Origin of the sequence: Desulfosporosinus metallidurans (assembly GCF_001936615.1) — a bacterium.
GTDB classification, from domain to species: domain Bacteria; phylum Bacillota; class Desulfitobacteriia; order Desulfitobacteriales; family Desulfitobacteriaceae; genus Desulfosporosinus; species Desulfosporosinus metallidurans.
The window spans coordinates 1-18469 of record NZ_MLBF01000040.1 but is presented as its reverse complement, the minus strand read 5'-3'; the positions used below and the strand labels follow the sequence as shown (position 1 = coordinate 18469).

General features: G+C 40.1%; 24 protein-coding genes, 1 pseudogene and 1 riboswitch. Of the genes and pseudogenes, 20 read left to right on the top strand and 5 right to left on the bottom strand.

The genetic code is table 11. From position 1 onward, the window contains the following. Positions 1 to 64: 64 nt before the first annotated feature. From DSOL_RS29605 to aguB, 7 genes are all read left to right on the top strand, one after another. Complete coding sequence (locus DSOL_RS29605) at positions 65 to 457, top strand: hydantoinase B/oxoprolinase family protein (RefSeq protein ID WP_282433557.1); 393 nt, start codon at positions 65 to 67, stop codon at positions 455 to 457. 37 nt (positions 458 to 494) lie between these two features. Then, the gene (locus DSOL_RS29600) at positions 495 to 653 is read left to right on the top strand and encodes a hypothetical protein (RefSeq protein ID WP_282433556.1); all 159 of its coding nucleotides are present in this window, start codon (positions 495 to 497) and stop codon (positions 651 to 653) included. Then, on the top strand, positions 617 to 841 hold the full coding sequence (locus tag DSOL_RS29040; protein ID WP_235838894.1) for a hydantoinase B/oxoprolinase family protein: 225 nt from the start codon (positions 617 to 619) through the stop codon (positions 839 to 841). The genes DSOL_RS29600 and DSOL_RS29040 overlap by 37 nt, the downstream gene beginning before the upstream one ends. Before the next feature lie 32 nt (positions 842 to 873). Beyond that, positions 874 to 1017: a hypothetical protein gene (locus DSOL_RS29035; RefSeq protein ID WP_235838893.1), complete on the top strand. Its 144-nt coding sequence runs from the start codon at positions 874 to 876 to the stop codon at positions 1015 to 1017. Between the two features lie 277 nt (positions 1018 to 1294). Continuing rightward, a complete protein-coding gene (locus DSOL_RS18745) occupies positions 1295 to 1483 on the top strand; it encodes a hypothetical protein (protein WP_075366341.1) in 189 nt (62 codons plus the stop codon). Positions 1484 to 1535: 52 nt separating this feature from the next. Beyond that, positions 1536 to 2573: an agmatine deiminase family protein gene (locus DSOL_RS18740; RefSeq protein WP_075366340.1), complete on the top strand. Its 1038-nt coding sequence runs from the start codon at positions 1536 to 1538 to the stop codon at positions 2571 to 2573. A 1-nt stretch (position 2574) separates the two neighbouring features. Next, the gene (aguB, locus tag DSOL_RS18735; RefSeq protein ID WP_075366339.1) at positions 2575 to 3453 is read left to right on the top strand and encodes an N-carbamoylputrescine amidase; all 879 of its coding nucleotides are present in this window, start codon (positions 2575 to 2577) and stop codon (positions 3451 to 3453) included. A gap of 105 nt (positions 3454 to 3558) precedes the next feature. Here aguB and DSOL_RS18730 read toward each other — a convergent pair whose 3' ends face one another. Further along, positions 3559 to 3885, bottom strand: a complete 327-nt coding sequence (locus DSOL_RS18730; protein WP_235838892.1) for a helix-turn-helix domain-containing protein — start codon at positions 3883 to 3885, stop codon at positions 3559 to 3561. Between the two features lie 182 nt (positions 3886 to 4067). Between DSOL_RS18730 and DSOL_RS18725 the strand changes: the two genes are divergently transcribed. The 6 genes from DSOL_RS18725 (at position 4068) to DSOL_RS18700 (ending at position 9493) form a co-directional block, all read left to right on the top strand. After that, entirely contained in the window at positions 4068 to 4439 is a 372-nt protein-coding gene (locus tag DSOL_RS18725; protein ID WP_075366337.1) for a response regulator, read from the top strand. Positions 4440 to 4541: 102 nt separating this feature from the next. Continuing rightward, on the top strand, positions 4542 to 5648 hold the full coding sequence (locus DSOL_RS18720; protein ID WP_075366336.1) for an HD-GYP domain-containing protein: 1107 nt from the start codon (positions 4542 to 4544) through the stop codon (positions 5646 to 5648). A 449-nt stretch (positions 5649 to 6097) separates the two neighbouring features. After that, a riboswitch (cyclic di-GMP riboswitch) is annotated at positions 6098 to 6189 on the top strand. A gap of 200 nt (positions 6190 to 6389) precedes the next feature. Beyond that, on the top strand, positions 6390 to 6854 hold the full coding sequence (locus tag DSOL_RS18715) for a hypothetical protein (RefSeq protein ID WP_139314528.1): 465 nt from the start codon (positions 6390 to 6392) through the stop codon (positions 6852 to 6854). 3 nt (positions 6855 to 6857) lie between these two features. Then, a complete protein-coding gene (locus tag DSOL_RS18710; RefSeq protein WP_075366334.1) occupies positions 6858 to 7436 on the top strand; it encodes an accessory gene regulator ArgB-like protein in 579 nt (192 codons plus the stop codon). A gap of 10 nt (positions 7437 to 7446) precedes the next feature. Then, positions 7447 to 7569 carry a cyclic lactone autoinducer peptide gene (locus DSOL_RS18705; protein ID WP_075366333.1) on the top strand — a complete coding sequence of 41 codons (123 nt, stop codon included), beginning with the start codon at positions 7447 to 7449 and terminating at the stop codon, positions 7567 to 7569. 139 nt (positions 7570 to 7708) lie between these two features. Continuing rightward, positions 7709 to 9493 carry a two-component system sensor histidine kinase NtrB gene (locus tag DSOL_RS18700; protein ID WP_075366332.1) on the top strand — a complete coding sequence of 595 codons (1785 nt, stop codon included), beginning with the start codon at positions 7709 to 7711 and terminating at the stop codon, positions 9491 to 9493. A gap of 3 nt (positions 9494 to 9496) precedes the next feature. Here DSOL_RS18700 and DSOL_RS27440 read toward each other — a convergent pair whose 3' ends face one another. Beyond that, positions 9497 to 9934 (bottom strand): DUF6431 domain-containing protein, encoded by a 438-nt coding sequence (locus DSOL_RS27440; protein WP_170871560.1) that lies wholly within the window; start codon positions 9932 to 9934, stop codon positions 9497 to 9499. A 562-nt stretch (positions 9935 to 10496) separates the two neighbouring features. On the opposite strand from DSOL_RS27440, the pseudogene DSOL_RS18685 reads away from it, so the two are divergent. Next, positions 10497 to 11764, top strand: a pseudogene (locus DSOL_RS18685) (IS3 family transposase). A 540-nt stretch (positions 11765 to 12304) separates the two neighbouring features. Here the strand turns inward: DSOL_RS18685 and DSOL_RS18680 are convergent. Beyond that, entirely contained in the window at positions 12305 to 12742 is a 438-nt protein-coding gene (locus DSOL_RS18680; protein ID WP_170871559.1) for a helix-turn-helix domain-containing protein, read from the bottom strand. 256 nt (positions 12743 to 12998) lie between these two features. Between DSOL_RS18680 and DSOL_RS18675 the strand changes: the two genes are divergently transcribed. Beyond that, on the top strand, positions 12999 to 13670 hold the full coding sequence (locus tag DSOL_RS18675) for a flavodoxin family protein (RefSeq protein ID WP_075366329.1): 672 nt from the start codon (positions 12999 to 13001) through the stop codon (positions 13668 to 13670). Between the two features lie 158 nt (positions 13671 to 13828). On the opposite strand, the gene DSOL_RS18670 is transcribed toward DSOL_RS18675, so the two are convergent. Continuing rightward, positions 13829 to 14050, bottom strand: coding sequence for a hypothetical protein (locus DSOL_RS18670; protein ID WP_075366328.1), 222 nt, complete (start codon positions 14048 to 14050; stop codon positions 13829 to 13831). Positions 14051 to 14294: 244 nt separating this feature from the next. Here DSOL_RS18670 and DSOL_RS18665 point away from each other — a divergent pair, with 244 nt between their 5' ends. Together DSOL_RS18665 and DSOL_RS18660 are read left to right on the top strand one after the other, a co-directional pair. Then, positions 14295 to 14588, top strand: a complete 294-nt coding sequence (locus tag DSOL_RS18665; protein WP_075366327.1) for a hypothetical protein — start codon at positions 14295 to 14297, stop codon at positions 14586 to 14588. Then, a complete protein-coding gene (locus DSOL_RS18660; protein ID WP_075366326.1) occupies positions 14585 to 14953 on the top strand; it encodes a hypothetical protein in 369 nt (122 codons plus the stop codon). The genes DSOL_RS18665 and DSOL_RS18660 overlap by 4 nt, the downstream gene beginning before the upstream one ends. Positions 14954 to 15029: 76 nt before the next feature. Here DSOL_RS18660 and DSOL_RS18655 read toward each other — a convergent pair whose 3' ends face one another. Then, the gene (locus DSOL_RS18655; RefSeq protein WP_075366325.1) at positions 15030 to 15500 is read right to left on the bottom strand and encodes a hypothetical protein; all 471 of its coding nucleotides are present in this window, start codon (positions 15498 to 15500) and stop codon (positions 15030 to 15032) included. Positions 15501 to 15976: 476 nt separating this feature from the next. On the opposite strand from DSOL_RS18655, the gene tnpA reads away from it, so the two are divergent. The 3 genes from tnpA to DSOL_RS18640 all read left to right on the top strand — a co-directional run. Then, on the top strand, positions 15977 to 16315 hold the full coding sequence (gene tnpA / locus DSOL_RS18650) for an IS66 family insertion sequence element accessory protein TnpA (RefSeq protein WP_075366324.1): 339 nt from the start codon (positions 15977 to 15979) through the stop codon (positions 16313 to 16315). Positions 16316 to 16499: 184 nt separating this feature from the next. Then, on the top strand, positions 16500 to 17732 hold the full coding sequence (locus tag DSOL_RS18645; protein ID WP_075366323.1) for a tyrosine-type recombinase/integrase: 1233 nt from the start codon (positions 16500 to 16502) through the stop codon (positions 17730 to 17732). Beyond that, on the top strand, positions 17725 to 18469 hold a 745-nt coding region (locus DSOL_RS18640; RefSeq protein ID WP_075366322.1), incomplete at its 3' end, for a tyrosine-type recombinase/integrase. The genes DSOL_RS18645 and DSOL_RS18640, both read left to right, overlap by 8 nt.

Here is an 18469-nt window from a genome sequence, read left to right as displayed (position 1 = left end):
GTCAGGCTGAACTTGATCAAGCGGGTAACTTAAGGATTAGGATAGGAAAGGATGGACGATAACGATGAATGCCAAAATGGATGAGGTTATCGAGCGCGCAGTGATTGCTAACCGATTGGATACGATCACAAAGGAAATGGGCTATGCCTTAGAACGATCGTCCAGATCCCCTAATTTTGCCGAGGCCTGCGATTTTGCCTGCGGAATCTGTAACGGAGATGGGGATTTAGTCTCACAGATTAATGGTATTCCTATTTTAGCAGCCGCTGGAACATTTAGCGTTAAGGAAATTATTAAGAAATATCCAGGACAGGTCGAAGAAGGTGACGTTTTTATTATTAATGATCCTTATCAAGGGGGGAATCATCTTCCCGATATCGGCATAATCACCCCTTTGGTCGTTAATGGAGAGGTTCTTTTCTACTGTGTGAGCAGGGCTCATCACTGTTGCCGGTAGTTATAATGCTAAAGCGACCGAGATTTTCCAGGAAGGCTTGCGTATTCCCCCGATTAAACTTGTGAGTCGGGGGCGGGTTATCAATGAGGTTATGGAGCTGATCACCCGCAATGTCAGAAATTCGCAAATGCTGCAAAATGATTTAGTGCCGGGTCAGGGATGTGGCGTGGGGGGCCAGGTATTCGCTATAGTCTGAAATTTTATGGCGAGCCGACCAATATTGTCATGTTCGGTGACGGGATGAAAATTCCACCCTTTGGCTCTGTTTCAGGAAAACCGGGCAGTCTAAATTTCGCCGAATTGACCATGGAAGATGGACGACGGATCACTATGGCGAGTAAAGAACGTGATCGTTCGTTGCCGAAGGGGACGGTACTACTGTAATTACCTCAGGTGGGGGTGGGTGGGGAGACCCTTTGCAGCGAGATCCAGAAAGGGTTCGGCAAGATGTCTTAAACGGTATTATTTCTCCGACCAAGGCCAGGAACGACTATGGGGTTGTCTTAACAGAAGAGGGTGTCGATTGGGACGCCACCACAGAATTGCTTTCAGAGGGTTGATATTAATAGGAAGGGTTACAGATAGTCTTGTAGCCCTTCCTATTATGTATTACGGATATTGAAACTAAGCAACGTTCGTTTAATAACTGCTTTTTCTGATGGAACATAATAAGTAAGGGACTTTGCGTTGGCTTGAACAGGAAAACCGAACATTTTTATTGTATAATGAAAGCTGAGCCTTGTGAAATGAACGCCATTTACTTCGATTCCGGAAACTATTATGTTCGCAATTGAAGGCGGGTGAAAGGCAGTCGCTGATTTTGCAGGAGGAGATCAGTTGGAGAAAATCATTGAGGAACGAAAGGAAGTTTGTTCAGTTGTTTCTAAGATGGTATCCCTCGAAATCCATCGATTAAAACCGCTGGTTGGACAAGGAGAAGGTGAAATTGTTGGCTTTAACTGTCATAATAGCACCCATCAGTGTGAATCGTGCTGCTCCTATAGATTTTTATTAGAAGATTATTGACAGACAATAGCTGATATCGAGACAATAAACGATAAGAAGATGAGGTAAAGTAATGTATCCAAACACTTTAAACTATAAAATGCCGGCGGAGTGGGTCAAACATACGCGCACTTTTATTTCCTGGCCTGTTCAGGCGTCTATGTGTCATCCAGAAGATTTTGATGCGGTTTGCAGTGGTTATGCCGAAATTATCCTGGCTATTGCAGAGTTTGAACCTGTGACGGTTGTGGTTAACCCTACCGATTTGGAAAGGCTCTCGCGCCTATTTCAGAATGAACGGATTGAATTCCTGGTTATCGAGCATAATGATGCATGGCTAAGGGATAACGGACCGACATTTCTGGTCCATGATAGCGGGGAGGTTGCAGGGGTCAATTGGCTGTTTAATGCTTGGGGGGGCAAATACGCGCCGTGGGATTTGGACGATAGGGTAGCTCCGCAAATCCTCAACCATTTTGGATTGAAGCAGTTTGATGCTCCCTTGGTTATGGAGGGGGGTTCTCTTCATGTGGACGGAGAGGGCACGCTCTTGACGACGGAAGAGTGCCTCCTAAATCCCAATCGTAACCCTGAACTGACGAAAGAACAGATTGAAGCAGAGTTAAAGAAATACTTAAATATCCAGCGAGTTGTCTGGTTGAAAAACGGGTTAGACGGCGACGAGACCGACGGGCATGTGGACAATATTGCCTGTTTTGCAGCTCCGGGTAAAATTCTGATGCAAGTTTGTGACGATCCTGAGGATGAAAATTACGCGATTACTCGAGCAAACTTAAAGATCCTCCAAAAAGAAACGGATGCTCTGGGGAGAAAATTTGAAATTATTCCTATCCAGCAAGCCCCGAAATTGTGTGACAGGGAGACTGATACACGCTTAACCTTGAGTTATCTGAACTTTTACTTTGTTAATGATGGAATAATATTGCCCATTTTTGGCGGTGATGCGAAAGATACAGATCGCTCAGCGGCGCAGGTGCTGGGCGAAGTTTTCCCTGAAAGACGGATTCGAACTGTCAATGGAATGGGGATCATCCGAGAGGGAGGGAATGTGCATTGTACAACCCAGCAGATGCCCGCAGGGAGGGATTAATGTGAGAAACGTAAATGTGGCGGCTACTCAGATGAGTTGTTCTGAGAATGTCGCTGAAAACATTGAAAAAGCGGATAGCTTGGTTAGGGAAGCAGCAGGAAAGGGCGCTCAAATCATCTTGTTGCAAGAGCTGTTTGAAACCCCTTATTTCTGCCAGAAGGAAAAAGCGGATTATTATGTCTATGCTACGGAATTGGAACAGAATAAGGCTGTTCAGCATTTTAAACAAGTAGCTCAAGAACTTAAGGTGGTCTTGCCGATCAGTTTCTATGAGAAAAAAAACTATGCCCGCTATAATTCCCTTGCCGTTATTGATGCCAATGGTGAAGTGCTGGGAAAATATCGCAAGAGTCACATACCGGATGGTCCGGGTTATGAAGAAAAGTTTTATTTTAACCCGGGGGATACAGGTTTTAAAGTGTGGAATACACGATACGGAAAGATTGGGGTTGGGGTGTGTTGGGATCAATGGTATCCGGAGGCCGCCCGTTGTATGGCGTTGATGGGAGCTGAACTGCTTTTTTATCCTACGGCTATTGGCTCTGAGCCTCAAGATGGGTCCATTGATTCCAAGGATCATTGGCAGGCCTGTATGTTAGGGCATGCTGCTGCGAATCTGATTCCGGTGATAGCATCGAACCGAATCGGGGTTGAAGTAGACGAAGATTCCAGTATTACTTTTTACGGTTCTTCCTTCATTGCTGGCCCACAAGGGAACAAGGTAGTCGAAGCAAACCGCTACGATGAAACGGTGCTGGTGGCTGAATTTGACTTGGATCAATTAGAAACGCAGCGCCTAGAGTGGGGAATCTTTCGGGACCGTCGGCCTGATTTGTACAGAAGTATCTCATCGTATGATGGTGAGTTAACGATTAAGTGAACAAAGGGAACAAGCGGAGTTTAACTTAATAGGGTGTATACATAAAAACTGAGGGTCTTCGCAGATTTACGCGAAGACCCTCTTCCAGATAGGAGATAAACTGAATCACTTAATTGACGCGATATAGGCAACAGCAACTTCATAAAGAAAACGAATTGGTTTTGGATTTTGTCCTGCAAGGAGGGCATTGAGCTTCTTTAGTATTGGGTCGGTATCCTCTGAGGTAGTTTTGAGTAAAACTGTTGGTTCAACTTCCAATGCGTTGCCTATTCTGGCTAATAGGTCTAGGGAAGGAGTTCTAAGTCCACGTTCAAGATATCCTATGTATGAACTACTGACGTTTGCTAGTTCAGCGAGCCTCTCTTGAGTTAGCCCCTTAGACTGGCGGAATAGTTGAATATTTTTCCCTACAACTTCTTGAATGTTAGACACATCTATCACCTCCCATTCCATTTTAAGGTGGCCACCAAAAACATCTTACCGACTTATTGTCTATATTTATATTGAAAAAAGAGACATATAGTTATAAAATGAATGAAATTACTATAATATGTGGCCTTTCTCGTTGCTTACCTGTGTAACAAATAGAATGTTAAAAAGAAGGAGTGAGAAAATTGGCAAAATACATTCTAGTGGTCGATGATCAATTTGGGGTTAGACTCTTTATCCACAAGGCTTTGGAGGAATCAGGCTATATCGTTAAAGCAGTGGATAGTGGACCGGAATGTTTGCGCCTTGCGACTTCAGATAACAGCCCGTCTCTTATTCTGCTCGATCAAAACATGCCGGCGATGACAGGGCTGCAAGTGTTAACTCTACTCGCGCAGAACGATCAAGCTAAACATATCCCAGTTATCATGATTAGTGCCGAATCTGATATCGAGACCGCTGCACGATGCTTTGGCGTACGCAATATCTTACGTAAACCGCTGGAATTGGACATTTTGCTCAAAACTGTAGAAGTAGTTTTAGCGGAGGCAAGTTAGAACACAATGGCAGCGAAATGATACCAAGTTAAGTTGCAGAAGTGAAGCATAAGTTTGATTTCCTAAAAAGTTAAGCAGGAACGGGAATCAGGGAGGTATTAGATGAATTTGGTTTTTGAAAAGCTACCACCAGGCTTTTTAGTATTAGGGAACCACGTCCACGTAGATTTGTTTGATGCTAGCGGTCTTCTGCTCTTAACAAGGGGACAACTTATGACAAAGCGGATTTGGGAACGGCTGGTTAGAAAAGAAGTGTATACTTTAAAAGCTGAGAGGAATCCGGTTATACCTACTGTAAACAATAATAAGTCTTTTTCCAAAGATTTATATTGGAACATCGTGGGTTCAATATGGAGTATTTATCATGAAGCCAAGTTAATAACTACCCAACAAATTTCACAGACGATGGTAAGTATAGAGTGTATTATAAATGAGATTAAAGACAAATCTATTTACATGGATTTTAATTCTCTACAAATAGATATGGTAAGGTTCAAAGAGCACGATTATTGCACCTTTATCCACTCTGTTAATGTCGCAATATTAGCGACATTAACAGCGCGGGAACTGGGCTATAAAGGGCGACGTTTACGGTATTTAACTATGGGTGCGATTCTTCATGATCTGGGTAAACTTAAAGTACCCTGTGAGATATTAAATAAGTCAGAGCCATTAACTGAAAGTGAATTAAACCTAATTAAACAACACCCGATTGAAGGTGAAGCTATGCTGCGAAATGCAGATGTTTTACCAAGTATCTTGAGAACAGTTCGACAACATCACGAACGATGGGACGGTAAAGGATACCCCGATGGGCTTAGTGGGATTAAAATTCACCTTGATGCCCAAATTGTTGCTGTTGCAGATGTATATGATGCCCTAACGGCTGACCGTCCATATCGTAAAGCACTTCCACCTTATCATGCTCTCGAAATAATTTTGACTGTGGGAAAGGATTTTAATCCAAAAGTTGTTGAAGCTTTTCGCAAATCCTTAAACCTTTATCCTGAGGATACCATAGTAACCCTCAATACTGGTGAAATTGGTATAGTCGTAGCCGTACCGACTAGTTTTCCCACACGTCCACTTGTGCGACTTCTGTTCGACAGCAATGGGAGATATTTAAATAGAGAGACATATATCGATTTGCTATACGAGTTAACGTACTTTATCAAAAGTATAAAATGTAAGAATGGGGTGGTTGTATAAATACAGATTAAGGTTAAGGTGAAAAATATATCTTGCTGACTGTATTTATTATGTTAAAGAAACTGATATATAGTCATATTAATATTAAATAGCCTTCAATACAAAATAGCCTTACGTTTAAAAACGTGGGGTTTTTATTTTGATCTACTCTGGCTTCTTGTGGAACATATTCTCATGGTTATGCAATTTAAACAGTGGTCGCTCTTTTCATGCCGGATTCTTACGTCCTGATATTTTACGTTCTTCTTCTATAAAAATATAACGTTCTCTTATAGGCGGTAATTTTTTAAATAGAGTGAAAAGAATAATTATTTAATCATCTTGAAGGAAATGTGAAGTATTTGTAGAAGTATAAATCCATTGGTAGAGATAGGCATAAACTACAAACTTTGATAAGAGAAAAGGCTACTCAGTGGAACTAAATATTGAAAAAGTAAAAACAGTTATTCAAAGTCATATGGCAAATCTATCGAAAGGTAGAGACGCAAAGCCACGGGTCTAAAACAGTACTTGATGCTGCCACGACAGCCGGGTTGCAGAAATGGATTCTAGATGCCTATCTGCTGAGCGTTCGGCATGTGGGCATTTTTGGCTTAATTCTCCAAGCTCGAAAAAGTTATTTCGGATGATAAGGTTCGTGCAAATTCGACTCTTGGAGTGTGCAATAATTGAACTGAGAGAGAGAATGGTAGGGCGTTGTGAAGTAGTTATGTTTAAAGGTTTATGGTTAGTGGAGAGGGTGTGGGATTTATAAACATTCCATTCATTGCTTTACTTTTACAAGGCATACCTGAACAAACTGCAATGGTAACTTTAGCTTTTGTAATTGCAAGAATACCCTTGAGATGGAATAAAATACTACTAATTGGGATTATTTTAGCTGTTAGTGCGTATGTAGTGAGACTGTTTTCTGTCCCTTTTGGGGTTCATTCATTTTTGCTAATCATTTTATTATTTATAGCTTTGACTTGGCAAGGCAAGGGAGACTTCAGTTTATTCCTTATTGCAAGTATATTGAGTTTTTTAGCTTTAGCAATATTTGAGTTTGCGTGCCTATCATTGTTAATGTCTGTTTTTGGAGTAACACCTGAAACCCTATTCACTAACCTAGGAATAACGATTGCCATAACAGAACCACAAGTACTTCTTTTATTTCTCTCTGCTTTTTTATTAAATAAACTTATCCAAAAAAAGAGGTTGAATTAATAAATGAATTTCTCTGAAAATATTAGTAATAAACTCACTGAAGTAATAACCGATGAATTGGATTATAGCGAAGATAAAAAGGAAATTATAGCGTATGCCATTGAAACGGTAATTCTATTTTTATTAGGGTCATTATTAATAATAGTATTAGGATATATGTTTAATGCTTTAATGCCAGCTGTTTTTGCAACTGTTTTCGGTGTTTCTTTACGAAAGGTATCGGGAGGAGCTCATTTTAATACTCCACTAAAATGTCTGGCCTTTGGTTCTATTATTTATAGCATTATTGGAGTTTTAGCTAAAAAACTTGTTGATTTTGATTTTGCTAATCAGTATATTATGATCTTTATTTTGGTCGTTTCTTTTTTACTAGTAGCTTTCTTAGCTCCTGTAGACAGCGAAGCAAAACCAATTCATTCTAGTAGTTTAATACTTAAACTCAAGATCTCGTCAATAGCTTTCGTAATTGTTTCATTCTTTGTAATTTCTTTTGTCGATAATAAATTATTAAATGTTAGCGCAGTTTTAGGTGTATCTTACCAAAGTATCACCTTACTGCCTATTTTCAATAGAGGGAGGTGAATATAGACTTATGAAAAAGTACTTTTTTGCTACGATTGCCTCAATGTTAATGCTCCTAGCCAGTGCAACCTCCGTTTTTGCATGTGGTTTATGGGCATATCAACCCAAAACCCCGAAAGCTTTGCAAAGATAATCAGAAGGTTATCAATAGGTTATCAGTAGCTAAACACATTTGGTAGTTTAAAAGCTGGGGATATCCCAGCTTTTAATTGTTTGCTATAAATTCTCATAAGCTTTTTATGTTTAAATTTCGGACAGTTGGAGGTAGCTTAATGATTTTAAATATAAAAAATATTATAAAAAAACAATCTATTATTCAATTAACTTTATTCAAAATCATATTCAGCATCTTTACTTTCCTTATTATATTCATATTTAGTTATGGACAAAGCTTTTTGAAAAATCAAGCCTTGCAATTTAATTATAATTTATTATTAAGTGCATTGAGTGTTCAATCTAAAATACAACCCCAAATATCCCTAATTGGTGAATTAAAGAGAGATACAAATTTAAAAAAGAATCAAAAAATATTAAAGATAGATAGTATTGTACAGTCAATAATTAATAATGTTAATGATAATTTAGTAGGTTATTACGATGTTGAATTAGACTTAATAGTTAAAAATCAAAATAATATCGAATTTTCTTTTGATGAAATACGATCTATAATGGGATCAATAAGTGAAAATAACTTATCAACCAATAACAAATTGTTGGGGGTTAATATACCAATATATGATAAAGAAAAATTAGTAGGCTATGTTTGGGCCTATGCCAAGAAAACAGATTATGTATTAGTATCCTTCTATGAATTGAGTGAAATTGTTATATTAGTTTTAACCTTATTAGCCTTAATTATATTTTTAATAAGAAAATATATTAAGCAGATTGAATCGTGCTTAGATGAATTCTGTATAATGATAATTAATAATGATTGTGAGCAAGATCAAATTCTAACAAAATTACCGGAATTAGTACCTGTTTTAAATAAAATTACTACTTACACAGATGATTTAAAAAAAATAAATCAGAAATTAGAATCGTCAACACTTAAAACGAATAAAATCATGGAAGGGATTTCAGATGGTTTTTATGCATTGGATCGCGACTGGAAGTTCACGTTTGTTAACAATAAACTAAAGATAGTTATTAGCGAGGAGAACACTGAGCTAATAGGAAAAAGTATCTGGGAGGTATTCCCTCAGGTTATTGATACGTTAAGCTATGATAAAATGCAGGAAGCTATGTCCCAGAATCAATCAGTTCATTGGGAAGCAGGAGGGTTCGCAAGACCTGATCAAAATCATGAATACCATGCCTATCCCTATAAGGAGGGCTTGACAGTTTTTGTTAGAGATATTTCTGAGTTAAAGCGACAGCAGCAAGAGTTTGACCGTTTAGAACGACTTAATCTTATTGGTCAGCTTGCAGCTGGAATTAGCCATGAAATAAGAAATCCACTAACAACTGTTAAGGGATTTTTACAGATCTTTGGGACAAAAACCAAATATTCAGAAGACAAAGAGGTTCTAGAGTTGATGATTACCGAGATTGATCGGGCCAATGCCATAATTACAGATTTTTTATCATTGAGTAAGGTGAGCTTAGATAATATTAAACTCAAAAATATTAATGAAACGATCCTTAAATTATTTCCCATGCTCCAAGCGGATGCCTTTAATAGTAATAAACAAGTTGTTTTAGATCTAAATGTTCTGCCAGATATCATGATCAACGAAAATGAAATTAAACAGCTTATTCTCAACCTAGTTCGTAATGGCTTGGAGGTTACTCCTGAAAAAGGGAGAGTTTTAATCAACACCTATCCTATGGGAGATAAAGTTGTTTTGGCGATCAAAGACCAGGGAACAGGGATACCTCAAGAGATACAGGAGAAGATCGGAACTCCATTTTTTACGACAAAAGAAACTGGAACCGGTCTGGGGTTAGCCATTTCGATAGGGATTGCCCAAAGGCATGAAGCTGTTTTCAATTTTGAAACAGGTAAAAATGGGACAATTTTTACTACAATATTTCCGACCTTAACTGCTAATTAAAGATTAGCTCATCTTCAAATCTGCGGTGCCGACAAATCGTCCAAGGGATTGGAGTACCGACTGTGGACGAACGGACGAGTTCTCCACAGGAAGGTTGAAACGGGTCGCGATCGACTGTAAGCAGCCTTGAGCGTACACGATCCACGTAAGAAACCAGAGTTTCCAGCGCAAGAGGGTTGATTCATCCGCTGCAATGTCCGTTCGTGCTGGTTCGCTTAAAACGCCTTCGATGCTTTCCGCGTCATAACGTTTGTAAGGAACGAGCAAATCCGGCAATTCATGGTGAATCCTCGCACACAACTCGCAGCGTAATCTGCGAATGATAAGTTTTGCTCTTTCTCCAGAGCTTTGGTACCATGATCGAGGACGACTGCCTACAACGACTAAGGGTGCTCCGCAAAAAGGGCAAGGTACGATTTCCGCACTCCTAACAAAAAACACCGGTCTTATCTTTCTTCTCAACCAGTGAATAATTTGATACAATGACCATGTTGTTGGTGGGAAGACGTCTCTAGTGATACTGTTGTAGCGGTACCACATATAAGCAGAGGCGTCTTTCTCCTTTCTTCAAGGAAGGTAACGTCATGGTCATTATATCGATCAAATCATGGACAGGCAACACCGTCAGCTTTTGGGCTTTTTAATTCAGCGTTAACAGTTGTGCAAGAACTCCGGCTGTAAATATTCTCAGCCACTACATAACGTGATAATTAGCTGACCAAACGGGCCGGGGCTCTTATCTTTCGTAAAGCTGTATACAATTAACGAAGATAGTACCTTTGGTAAACTAAATTAATAGTAGTGGGTAGCTGGCGGTGGGGTATGGAATATAATGGAGCGTAGTGGGACGTATAGCGACGTTAAGGTGCGATATGGGCGTTATGCTCGTCTTTTTCTCTGACATCAGGCGTATGTAACGCTGAAAAGGGCCCCCCTGTGTTACGATAGTTGACGTAGAGACTTAGGAAAAGTATCCTTGAAGGAACACAGGAGGGAAAACGGCATGAGATATCCAAAAGAGTTAAAAAGTTCTATTATTGCGAAGATGTTACCGCCAAACAACCAGTCTCTTGGTCTGATTCAGCAGGAGACAGGCGTCCCAGAGGGGACTTTGAAGTTGTGGCGGAAGGAAATACGGGGAAAGGGATTTGCAGCCCCTGCTGGTGAGCAGCAAAGTGAGCAGTGGAGCACACGCGACAAGTTTCTCATCGTGATTGAGACATCCACTCTCAGTGAGATCGAACTAGCAGAATACTGTCGCAAGAAAGGTTTGTATGTTGAGCAGGTTAAGTCCTGGCAGGACAACTGCATACAGGCGAACGGCGGTGTGGCCCAGGAACTAGCCATCAGCGACCCTTGGCAAAGCGCCCTGAACCAGCGAATAAACTCACGGAAGCAGAATGCAAAGACATTCTGGAAGTAGTTAACCAACTTGAATTTCAAAGTTTGCCACCCAGTCAGATTGTCCCGATTCTTGCGGATCAAGGTATCTACATCGCCTCCGAATCAACCTTCTATCGAGTCATGCACGAAGCGGGTGAACAGAATCATCGTGGTCGTTGCAAGGCACCCTCCAGCAAGCCTAAATCCACGCATTGTGCTACCAAACCCAATCGCGTATGGTCGTGGGATATTACATATTTGCCTGGCCCTGTTCGAGGACTCTACTTCTCTTTATATCTCATCCTGGACATCTTTAGCAGGGACATTGTCGGATGGGAAGTCTGGGTCGAAGAATCAGCAGAAAACGCTAGTCAACTCATTCGGAGGGCGGTCATGGCTCAGAATATAACCAGACAAGAAAGCCTTTTAGTACTGCATTCCGATAATGGAAGCCCGATGAAAGGCGCATCCATGCTGGAAACACTCTATCAATTAGGTATTACGCCTTCTAGGAGCCGCTCAAGGGTTAGTAATGACAATCCTTATTCGGAGTCTGTTTTCAAGACCTGCAAATACCGACCAAGCTATCCAATGGGAGGATTTGCAACGATTAATGATGCCAGGAGATGGGTCAAGGAATTTGTCCATTGGTACAACTACAACCATCACCATAGTGGTATCAAATTCCTCACGCCACACCAGCGTCACAGTGGCCAGGGTGAAGAGATACTTAAGAAACGGCACCAGCTCTATGAGGCTGCAAAAGCTCGTCATCCGGAACGTTGGACACGTCAAACAAGGGACTGGTCCTTGCCCAATGAAGTATGGCTTAATCCAGAGAAATCTCAGGCTGAGGATCAAGTTGAGTCTAAAACGGATGCGTCATAGTTCTATTTAATGAAGTAATGAGTTAAGTGTCAGCGGTGGCCTTGTATGGTTAATAAAACTTCACGAAGCAGGAACTTAAAGAGAATTTAGGGTCAGCGAAAGGGAATATGAACGGATTGATTTACTGCGGAACATTAGAAATCGACGAACATGATTAGAGCTATAAAGGAGGTTAAGTTCATGCTGATATTCAAAATAACTGATAAAGCGAGGGAGTATATCTTAAAATATGGAGGTACGATTACGCTAGAGCCGGTTCACGCACGCATTTGTTGAGGTGGGGTTAATCTACCCCCGTCCGTGCGGCGGGGAAAGCCAGTTATCAAGCCGGAAGAGTATCTGACCCAAAACGTCTCAGGCATCACCGTTTACTATGATCGCTATCTTCGCATAAGACAACCTTTAATTATTGATACAAGAAAGATTCTAGGTATATCCTCTTTGGTGCTGGATGGATGGGCAATGGTATAAAAGACGCGAAGAGCTAGGAAGAAATCTATCAGATGGATCATTTTTATGGAGCTTATGGACGTGATGCCTTTATAACAGTGACTTCTTGTTACTGCATGTAGGAAGACATATCTCCCGTGAGCATTCTTTGCAAACATTTAGGGCCTCCATGCCTTTCTCAATATTTGCTTTAGAGACTTCAAGCTCGGAAATCTTATCTTCGATTTTCTTTAATTGCTTTTCAAACAAAGAATAACTCGCCATTATTCTTTGCATTTTGCTTTCTCCGGGTTCTGAGCTGTCAATCAATGCGTGTATTTCTTCCAGAGGTAAGCCTAGATCTTTGAATCGTTGAATGAACTGGAACCGATATAAATCATTTTCGGTATATAATCTAAACCCGCCTGGGCTGACTTCAGTCGGAGACAGTAGTCCCAATTCTTCGTAGTAGCGAATTGTGCGTACTGTTACCCCTGCCCTTTTTGCCAATTCCCCAATTTTTAACAACTTCTTTTTTTCTTGGTTCATCCCAATCATTCCCATTCGCATTAATCTTGAATTTATTTTAAATATATTTTAGTATAGCACATCCTTCTCGAATTCGAATAAATGAAATATATTTAGGGCTCGCTTATATTGACGTTAACGTAAGGATAAAGATATAATGGGTTTAACGTTGCCACTCAGAACGGTTTGTACGTGTTGAGTGTATATGTTATTTAGAGATTCTTTAGCCTTAGGTGAATTTGTGTACAAGTTGTTTAAAGTGAAAGGGAGGATTGCCTTGATTCTCGGGATTGGTGCCAGTGCAAGAAAGGATGGAATTACCAGTGCGGCAGTAAAAGCTGTTCTTCAGGCTAGTGGGATGGAGTACGACTATGTTTCATTAACCGGTAAAAGAATCAACGGTTGCATTGGATGTACAAGGTGTGCAACAGATAATTTTTGCAAAGTTAAGGATGACTGGAACGAAATCGGGGAAAAGATGCTCAAAGCTGAGGCTATTGTATTTGGAGCCCCCAATTACTATGGTACAATCAATGCCTTAGGTCACGCCTGTCTGGAACGGACATTTTGTTTTCGGCACAGAGATGTGTTTAGTCTAAAAGGTAAGCTAGGTGTCGTTGTGAGCGTGGAATATAGCAGAGAGACTCGAAATACCGTTCAGACTTTTATTACCAAAATGATGCAATCAAATAAGATTGAGATCGTTGGTGCGGTTGCTGCACGTGGTTATTCCCAATGTTATACTTGTGGGTATGGAGCAAGTTGTAGTATTGGCAATGTTGTTAAGGACCACGGATTTCTCGACGAGATTAAGAGCGAGCATTGTCCTCTCCATTTTGATGAACAGAAGGATGCAATAGATCAAGCTTATAGGGCAGGCAAACTATTAGGTTCCGAACTTAAGAATAAGACATTGGGTTTTAAAACAAAGGGTTATGAACAAGTTTGAAATTTAGATGGCGGGATGCAAGCTCTGGGATAAATAACCGTGAGTTGACAAAAACAGGGCAGCGTATAACTATCCGGTTTGTAGGCAGGAGATAATAAGAATAATTGTTGTAAAAAAAAGGAGTAGGGTTTGAACCTACTCTTTCCATTTAAAAATCCTCAACCTTCTTCATAAATTACTAGTTCATCTTTCGGATAGTCCTGATGGCTTACGTAGAATCTTCCTTCCTCTTCTACGTAAAAGCTTCCGTCTGGAGCATTGAATACTGCACCCTCTGGAAGTTCAACCTCTCCAAAACATTTTGGCCCGATTACTAAATTAGGGTTTCCGTCCGTTACCACTGTGAAAGTTCTGTCAGTTCCGTTGTAAATCTTAGTCATGTGTGTATCCCCCCGCTTTTTTGATCTTAATCTATTCTGCCATATATTGATTGCGTTAAATACGTATTCAAGAAAAAGGAGGAAATCTATGAATAAATTTAACACTTGGTTAGCAGTATAAATAACTAAAGGCATGGCAACCATGTAGTGCGCTTATGCCTTTTTGTTTTGGAGCTTAATCCCCTTAGCTTTCCCTGAAGCTCAAAGTGTGGTGTTCTATGTCTCAGGAGGGATTATCCAGCTTGTGGCGCTCAGCTTGATCATGGTTGGGCAGAATGTCATTGGAGAAGCATCGGAGAGGCGGGCGATTGAAACGCATGATTGCGTTATGGAGGAGCTGGCGTTGGTGCAGGAAGAGTTATATCTTGCACGTGAGGAACGAGACAGAATGAAACAACTCATGTCCGAAATCCACAAACAAACGAAAGGAAGGTCCTGCAAACCGCCCAGGCTGGTGTTCATGCTGCGCAACAATTATGTGATAGCTCCCAACTTACCGAGGATCAACGCAAACAGAAAGCATTTGATTCGGCCATGAATTTACTGAAACTTGAGGAATATCAACCAACTCCAGAGTTGGAGGCAGCGGTCAAGGACGCGATTGAGACGGGCGTATTTGTGATGAAGAATATTGTTAAGCCGAGTGCAAAGCAAGATGCGCTGGTGCCTTCCGACTCCTCTTCGCAAGGCATTCCTGCCCCGGTGCCAGTTACTGTGGCCGCGGATCAGTCAGTTACAGCCCAAACACAGACAACAGTCCAAGAAGCGGTAACGCAAGCTATACGGCAAACCGTTCAGCCTGTCGCACAGCAAACAGCGGATCAGACCGTGCAGGATATCATTGCTGAAGCCGTACAGAGTGGAGTTAAACAGATTCAACCAAGTGCTCAGCCAAGTGCATAGGTAAATCAATACAAAATAGGAAGGCCGCAGCTTACTGCTGGGGCCTTTTTCGTATTTACAATTGTCCTTTAAATCATCATTGGTTTTTAAATACATCATCGGCTCCTAATCCTGTTTTGTGACCCGTATTACGATGGCAGTTAATACATGGTGAGTCATTTTTCAGTATTTCTAGATGATCTTTTGGCATTAGAGGAGCTTCTTTGTAAGATTTAATTTTACCTATGTGACAAGTAATGCAATTGTTCATAGGAAGACTTTCATATCCTGGTTTAAAAGAACCAAACTCCCCAGTTATTTGGAGGCCCAACCCTCTTATCCCGTGCGTTAATGCATTTTCTATCTTACCGAACGGACCTCTTTTCTCATGACATTTTATACAAGGTACATAACTGTGGGGAGATTCCTTCCAAGAAACAAAGTAGGGTTTAACCTCATGACAAACCACGCATGACCCGGGTAGAGTGGCAACCCAGTAACCGCCACGGAATAATGCATAAACTAAGATTACAACAACAAGCCCTACAATTAAATAATGTTTCTTCACTCAGTTCCTCCAAAAGAATCGAACACACTTATTAGTAAGGTTATAATGCACAGTTAAATTTTGATTATACATTATCTTTTGTGAGAAAAACTTAGGTCTCAGCTTAATTGCAAGGGCTTTTTCAATTTTTCATAGCATTTCAGTAGATTTCCCATTATAAGGTTTAACATATTCTTTACACAGTGTTCATGGAAAGGTAACAATTATAGTTTATGATAAACACAATAGATGGCCATCTTGGATAAGTTGTTTTAAAAAGGGTGTTGACTAAAGATGAAATTAGTTATCTTTCTAATGCTGATAGGTATTGATTGTGTCATCCTTATAAAGAGTATAGTTCGTAGCGACCAATATCTAAATTAATTCAGGTATTCATTTAGATAAATACGTAAGCGGTGGACAAAATAGCGTAGCGAAAAAATCTCCTGACTTTGTTATTCTGTTAAAAACAGTGAATACAAGACAGGAGGTTTTTTATGGCTAGAGATTTAGCCCTTGAACAGCAATGGCGAGACCGCATTGAAGAATACCGCCAGAGCGGACTGAGTGTAAAGGCGTGGTGCCAGCAAAACGGACTGAAGAATACCGCTTACCATTACTGGGTTAAAAAATTAAAAATTCTGGAACAGCAAGAGGCCGGAGATAATACATTCGCAGAAGTGGTTCTGCTGCCAGAAAATAAAAACAACGCGAAAGAAACATGGCCTATAAAAGCGGAATTTTCCTTATCCTTTGGAGACTATTCCATCGGCATACCGGATGGTTTCAATCCGATTACCTTAGCGGAACTGGTGAAGGTTCTGCGGAAGCTATGATGGAGCATATGGCCGATAGCGTCGAACATATTTATCTTGCTTATTCCGAAGATTATACTATACCGAAGTTTTTCAGATATACTTGAAATTATCGCATTTATCATAAAGCTTTCGGAATAGTCTATTGCTTTTCTTTCTCATACTTGAGAGCCTAACCTTATCAAACGTAAGGAGGCATTCAAAAATGGATATGAAGAAAACATTAGAAGAACTAATTGCAACTATTCTTGCTGGCATGAAAGAGCATTACAGCACAGAAACCTGTCGACAATACCGCGATGTTTACAATCGACTATTGAAACTAGCTGACTCTCGTGATGAACAGTTCTATTGCGATGAACTTGGGAATGTATTTATTGCTGACAGCAACTATGTCTTCAAACCAGGTGTTTATAGCAATCACCGATACTACTTTCATAAACGATGCGTTTTGTTGATTGAAAGGCTAATTGCTATAGGCAAGACTGACTGGTCTAAGTGTCAACGCAATGATTCAATACCGAGGAATTTTGAAAATCCTCTCTTTGAAAAAATTTATAATGATTATCTACAGGTTTTAAAAGATGAAGGTTTGAAACCTGGCAGCATATGTTCCTACAGTAGGGCAGCATTTTATTTCTTGAGCTATCTTTCAGAAAAAGGATACTGTTCATTAGAAGAATTATCTCCAGGTGATACAACTGAGTTTTTCCTGGAAATGTCAAAAACTCATTGGGACTTGAAATGTTTAGGTTCCTATATTTCTGGTATGAAAAAACTTTTAAACAGGTTTGATAGCAGCCGTGTTTACATCAGAGAGCTCCCTTCCCACATGCCTCGTAAAAAAGAAATCATTGAAGTATATACTGATGAAGAACAAACGCAACTGCGATCATACTTGGACCATGCTGATATATCAAAACGGAATAGAGCAATCGGTCTTATTGCCTTAGAAACCGGTATGCGTGCGGTTGATATTTGTAACTTAAAACTTTCAGATATTGATTGGAAGAAGGAAACGGTTTATCTGATTCAAGAAAAAACAGGAGCTACATTAAACCTTCCTCTTAGGGCATCGTATGGGAATGCCATGATGGAATACCTACTTGAGGAACGCCCAATGTCAGATTCGAAGTACCTTTTTTTACAAGAAAGAGCGCCACATGGTAAGATTACTTCCCATTGTTGTTTATATGTGATTTTAAAGAACATCGTTAAAAATGCAGGCATTGATTCTAATGGTAGAATTAATGGAACCCGAATGATGCGCCATAATGCCGCATCAAACATGGTCAAAAAAGGAGTTCCTCTTCCTGCTATTGCTGAGGTTCTTGGACATCGAGATCCTAACAGCACAATGACATATATATCAACGGATGGTAAAGAGCTTTCAAAGTGTACACTTCCACTTCCACTTCCAGGAGGTGCACATGTATAAAACAATCGATATACTGGCAGATGAATTTCTGTCATACAAACATGGCATAGGATATCAGTACAATTCGTCAGAAATATTTCTGAGGGGATTTGTGAAATTTATTCTACAAAAATATCCTGATGCTGTAGTTCCTGACAAAGAGTCCATACAGGATTATCTTGATACAAAAAAGCAGAATGTTGGTGCACTATACGGGACGATTGCAGTATTAAGAGAATTCTGCAGATATCTGATCAATCAAGGCTATGAGGATATTTATGTTATCCCACCAAAAAGAAGTCCAAAAATTTGTCCTGAACCACCATACTTTTTTGCAGAAACAGAAATCTCAGATTTTTTTCATGAGTGTGATTTAATTACCCCACATGCATCATTTAAAGGTAGAGACCTGGTTATTCCTGCGCTGTTCCGACTTTTATACTGTTGCGGATTAAGATGCAAGGAAGTAAGAATGCTCAAATGTAAGGATGTTCATCTGAAGAATGGATATATTGACATACTTCAATCCAAAGGGCCAATAAGCAGAAGGATATTTATAACTTCTGAACTTTCAGACTATCTTGCAGAATACAATTGCTGCATTGAAAAAATATTTCCGGTACGGATATATTTCTTCCCACGCACAACATCCGAAAGCTATGGTTCAGGATTTATTTCGCAAAATTTTAGGCGTATATGGATACAGGCTTATCCTGATTTTGAAGAGACATTCACACGCCCAAGAGCATATGACTTTC

Coding starts and splice junctions, on each gene's coding strand:
- DSOL_RS29605 (WP_282433557.1), top strand. CDS start 65: ATGAATGCCAAAATGGATGAGGTTATCGAGCGCGCAGTGATTGCTAAC.
- DSOL_RS18670 (WP_075366328.1), bottom strand. CDS start 14,050: ATGACTAAGATTTACAACGGAACTGACAGAACTTTCACAGTGGTAACG.
- DSOL_RS18720 (WP_075366336.1), top strand. CDS start 4,542: ATGAATTTGGTTTTTGAAAAGCTACCACCAGGCTTTTTAGTATTAGGG.
- DSOL_RS18645 (WP_075366323.1), top strand. CDS start 16,500: ATGGATATGAAGAAAACATTAGAAGAACTAATTGCAACTATTCTTGCT.
- DSOL_RS18740 (WP_075366340.1), top strand. CDS start 1,536: ATGTATCCAAACACTTTAAACTATAAAATGCCGGCGGAGTGGGTCAAA.
- DSOL_RS18710 (WP_075366334.1), top strand. CDS start 6,858: ATGAATTTCTCTGAAAATATTAGTAATAAACTCACTGAAGTAATAACC.
- tnpA (WP_075366324.1), top strand. CDS start 15,977: ATGGCTAGAGATTTAGCCCTTGAACAGCAATGGCGAGACCGCATTGAA.
- DSOL_RS29040 (WP_235838894.1), top strand. CDS start 617: ATGTGGCGTGGGGGGCCAGGTATTCGCTATAGTCTGAAATTTTATGGC.
- DSOL_RS18660 (WP_075366326.1), top strand. CDS start 14,585: ATGAATTTACTGAAACTTGAGGAATATCAACCAACTCCAGAGTTGGAG.
- DSOL_RS18680 (WP_170871559.1), bottom strand. CDS start 12,742: ATGAACCAAGAAAAAAAGAAGTTGTTAAAAATTGGGGAATTGGCAAAA.
- DSOL_RS18700 (WP_075366332.1), top strand. CDS start 7,709: ATGATTTTAAATATAAAAAATATTATAAAAAAACAATCTATTATTCAA.
- DSOL_RS18705 (WP_075366333.1), top strand. CDS start 7,447: ATGAAAAAGTACTTTTTTGCTACGATTGCCTCAATGTTAATGCTCCTA.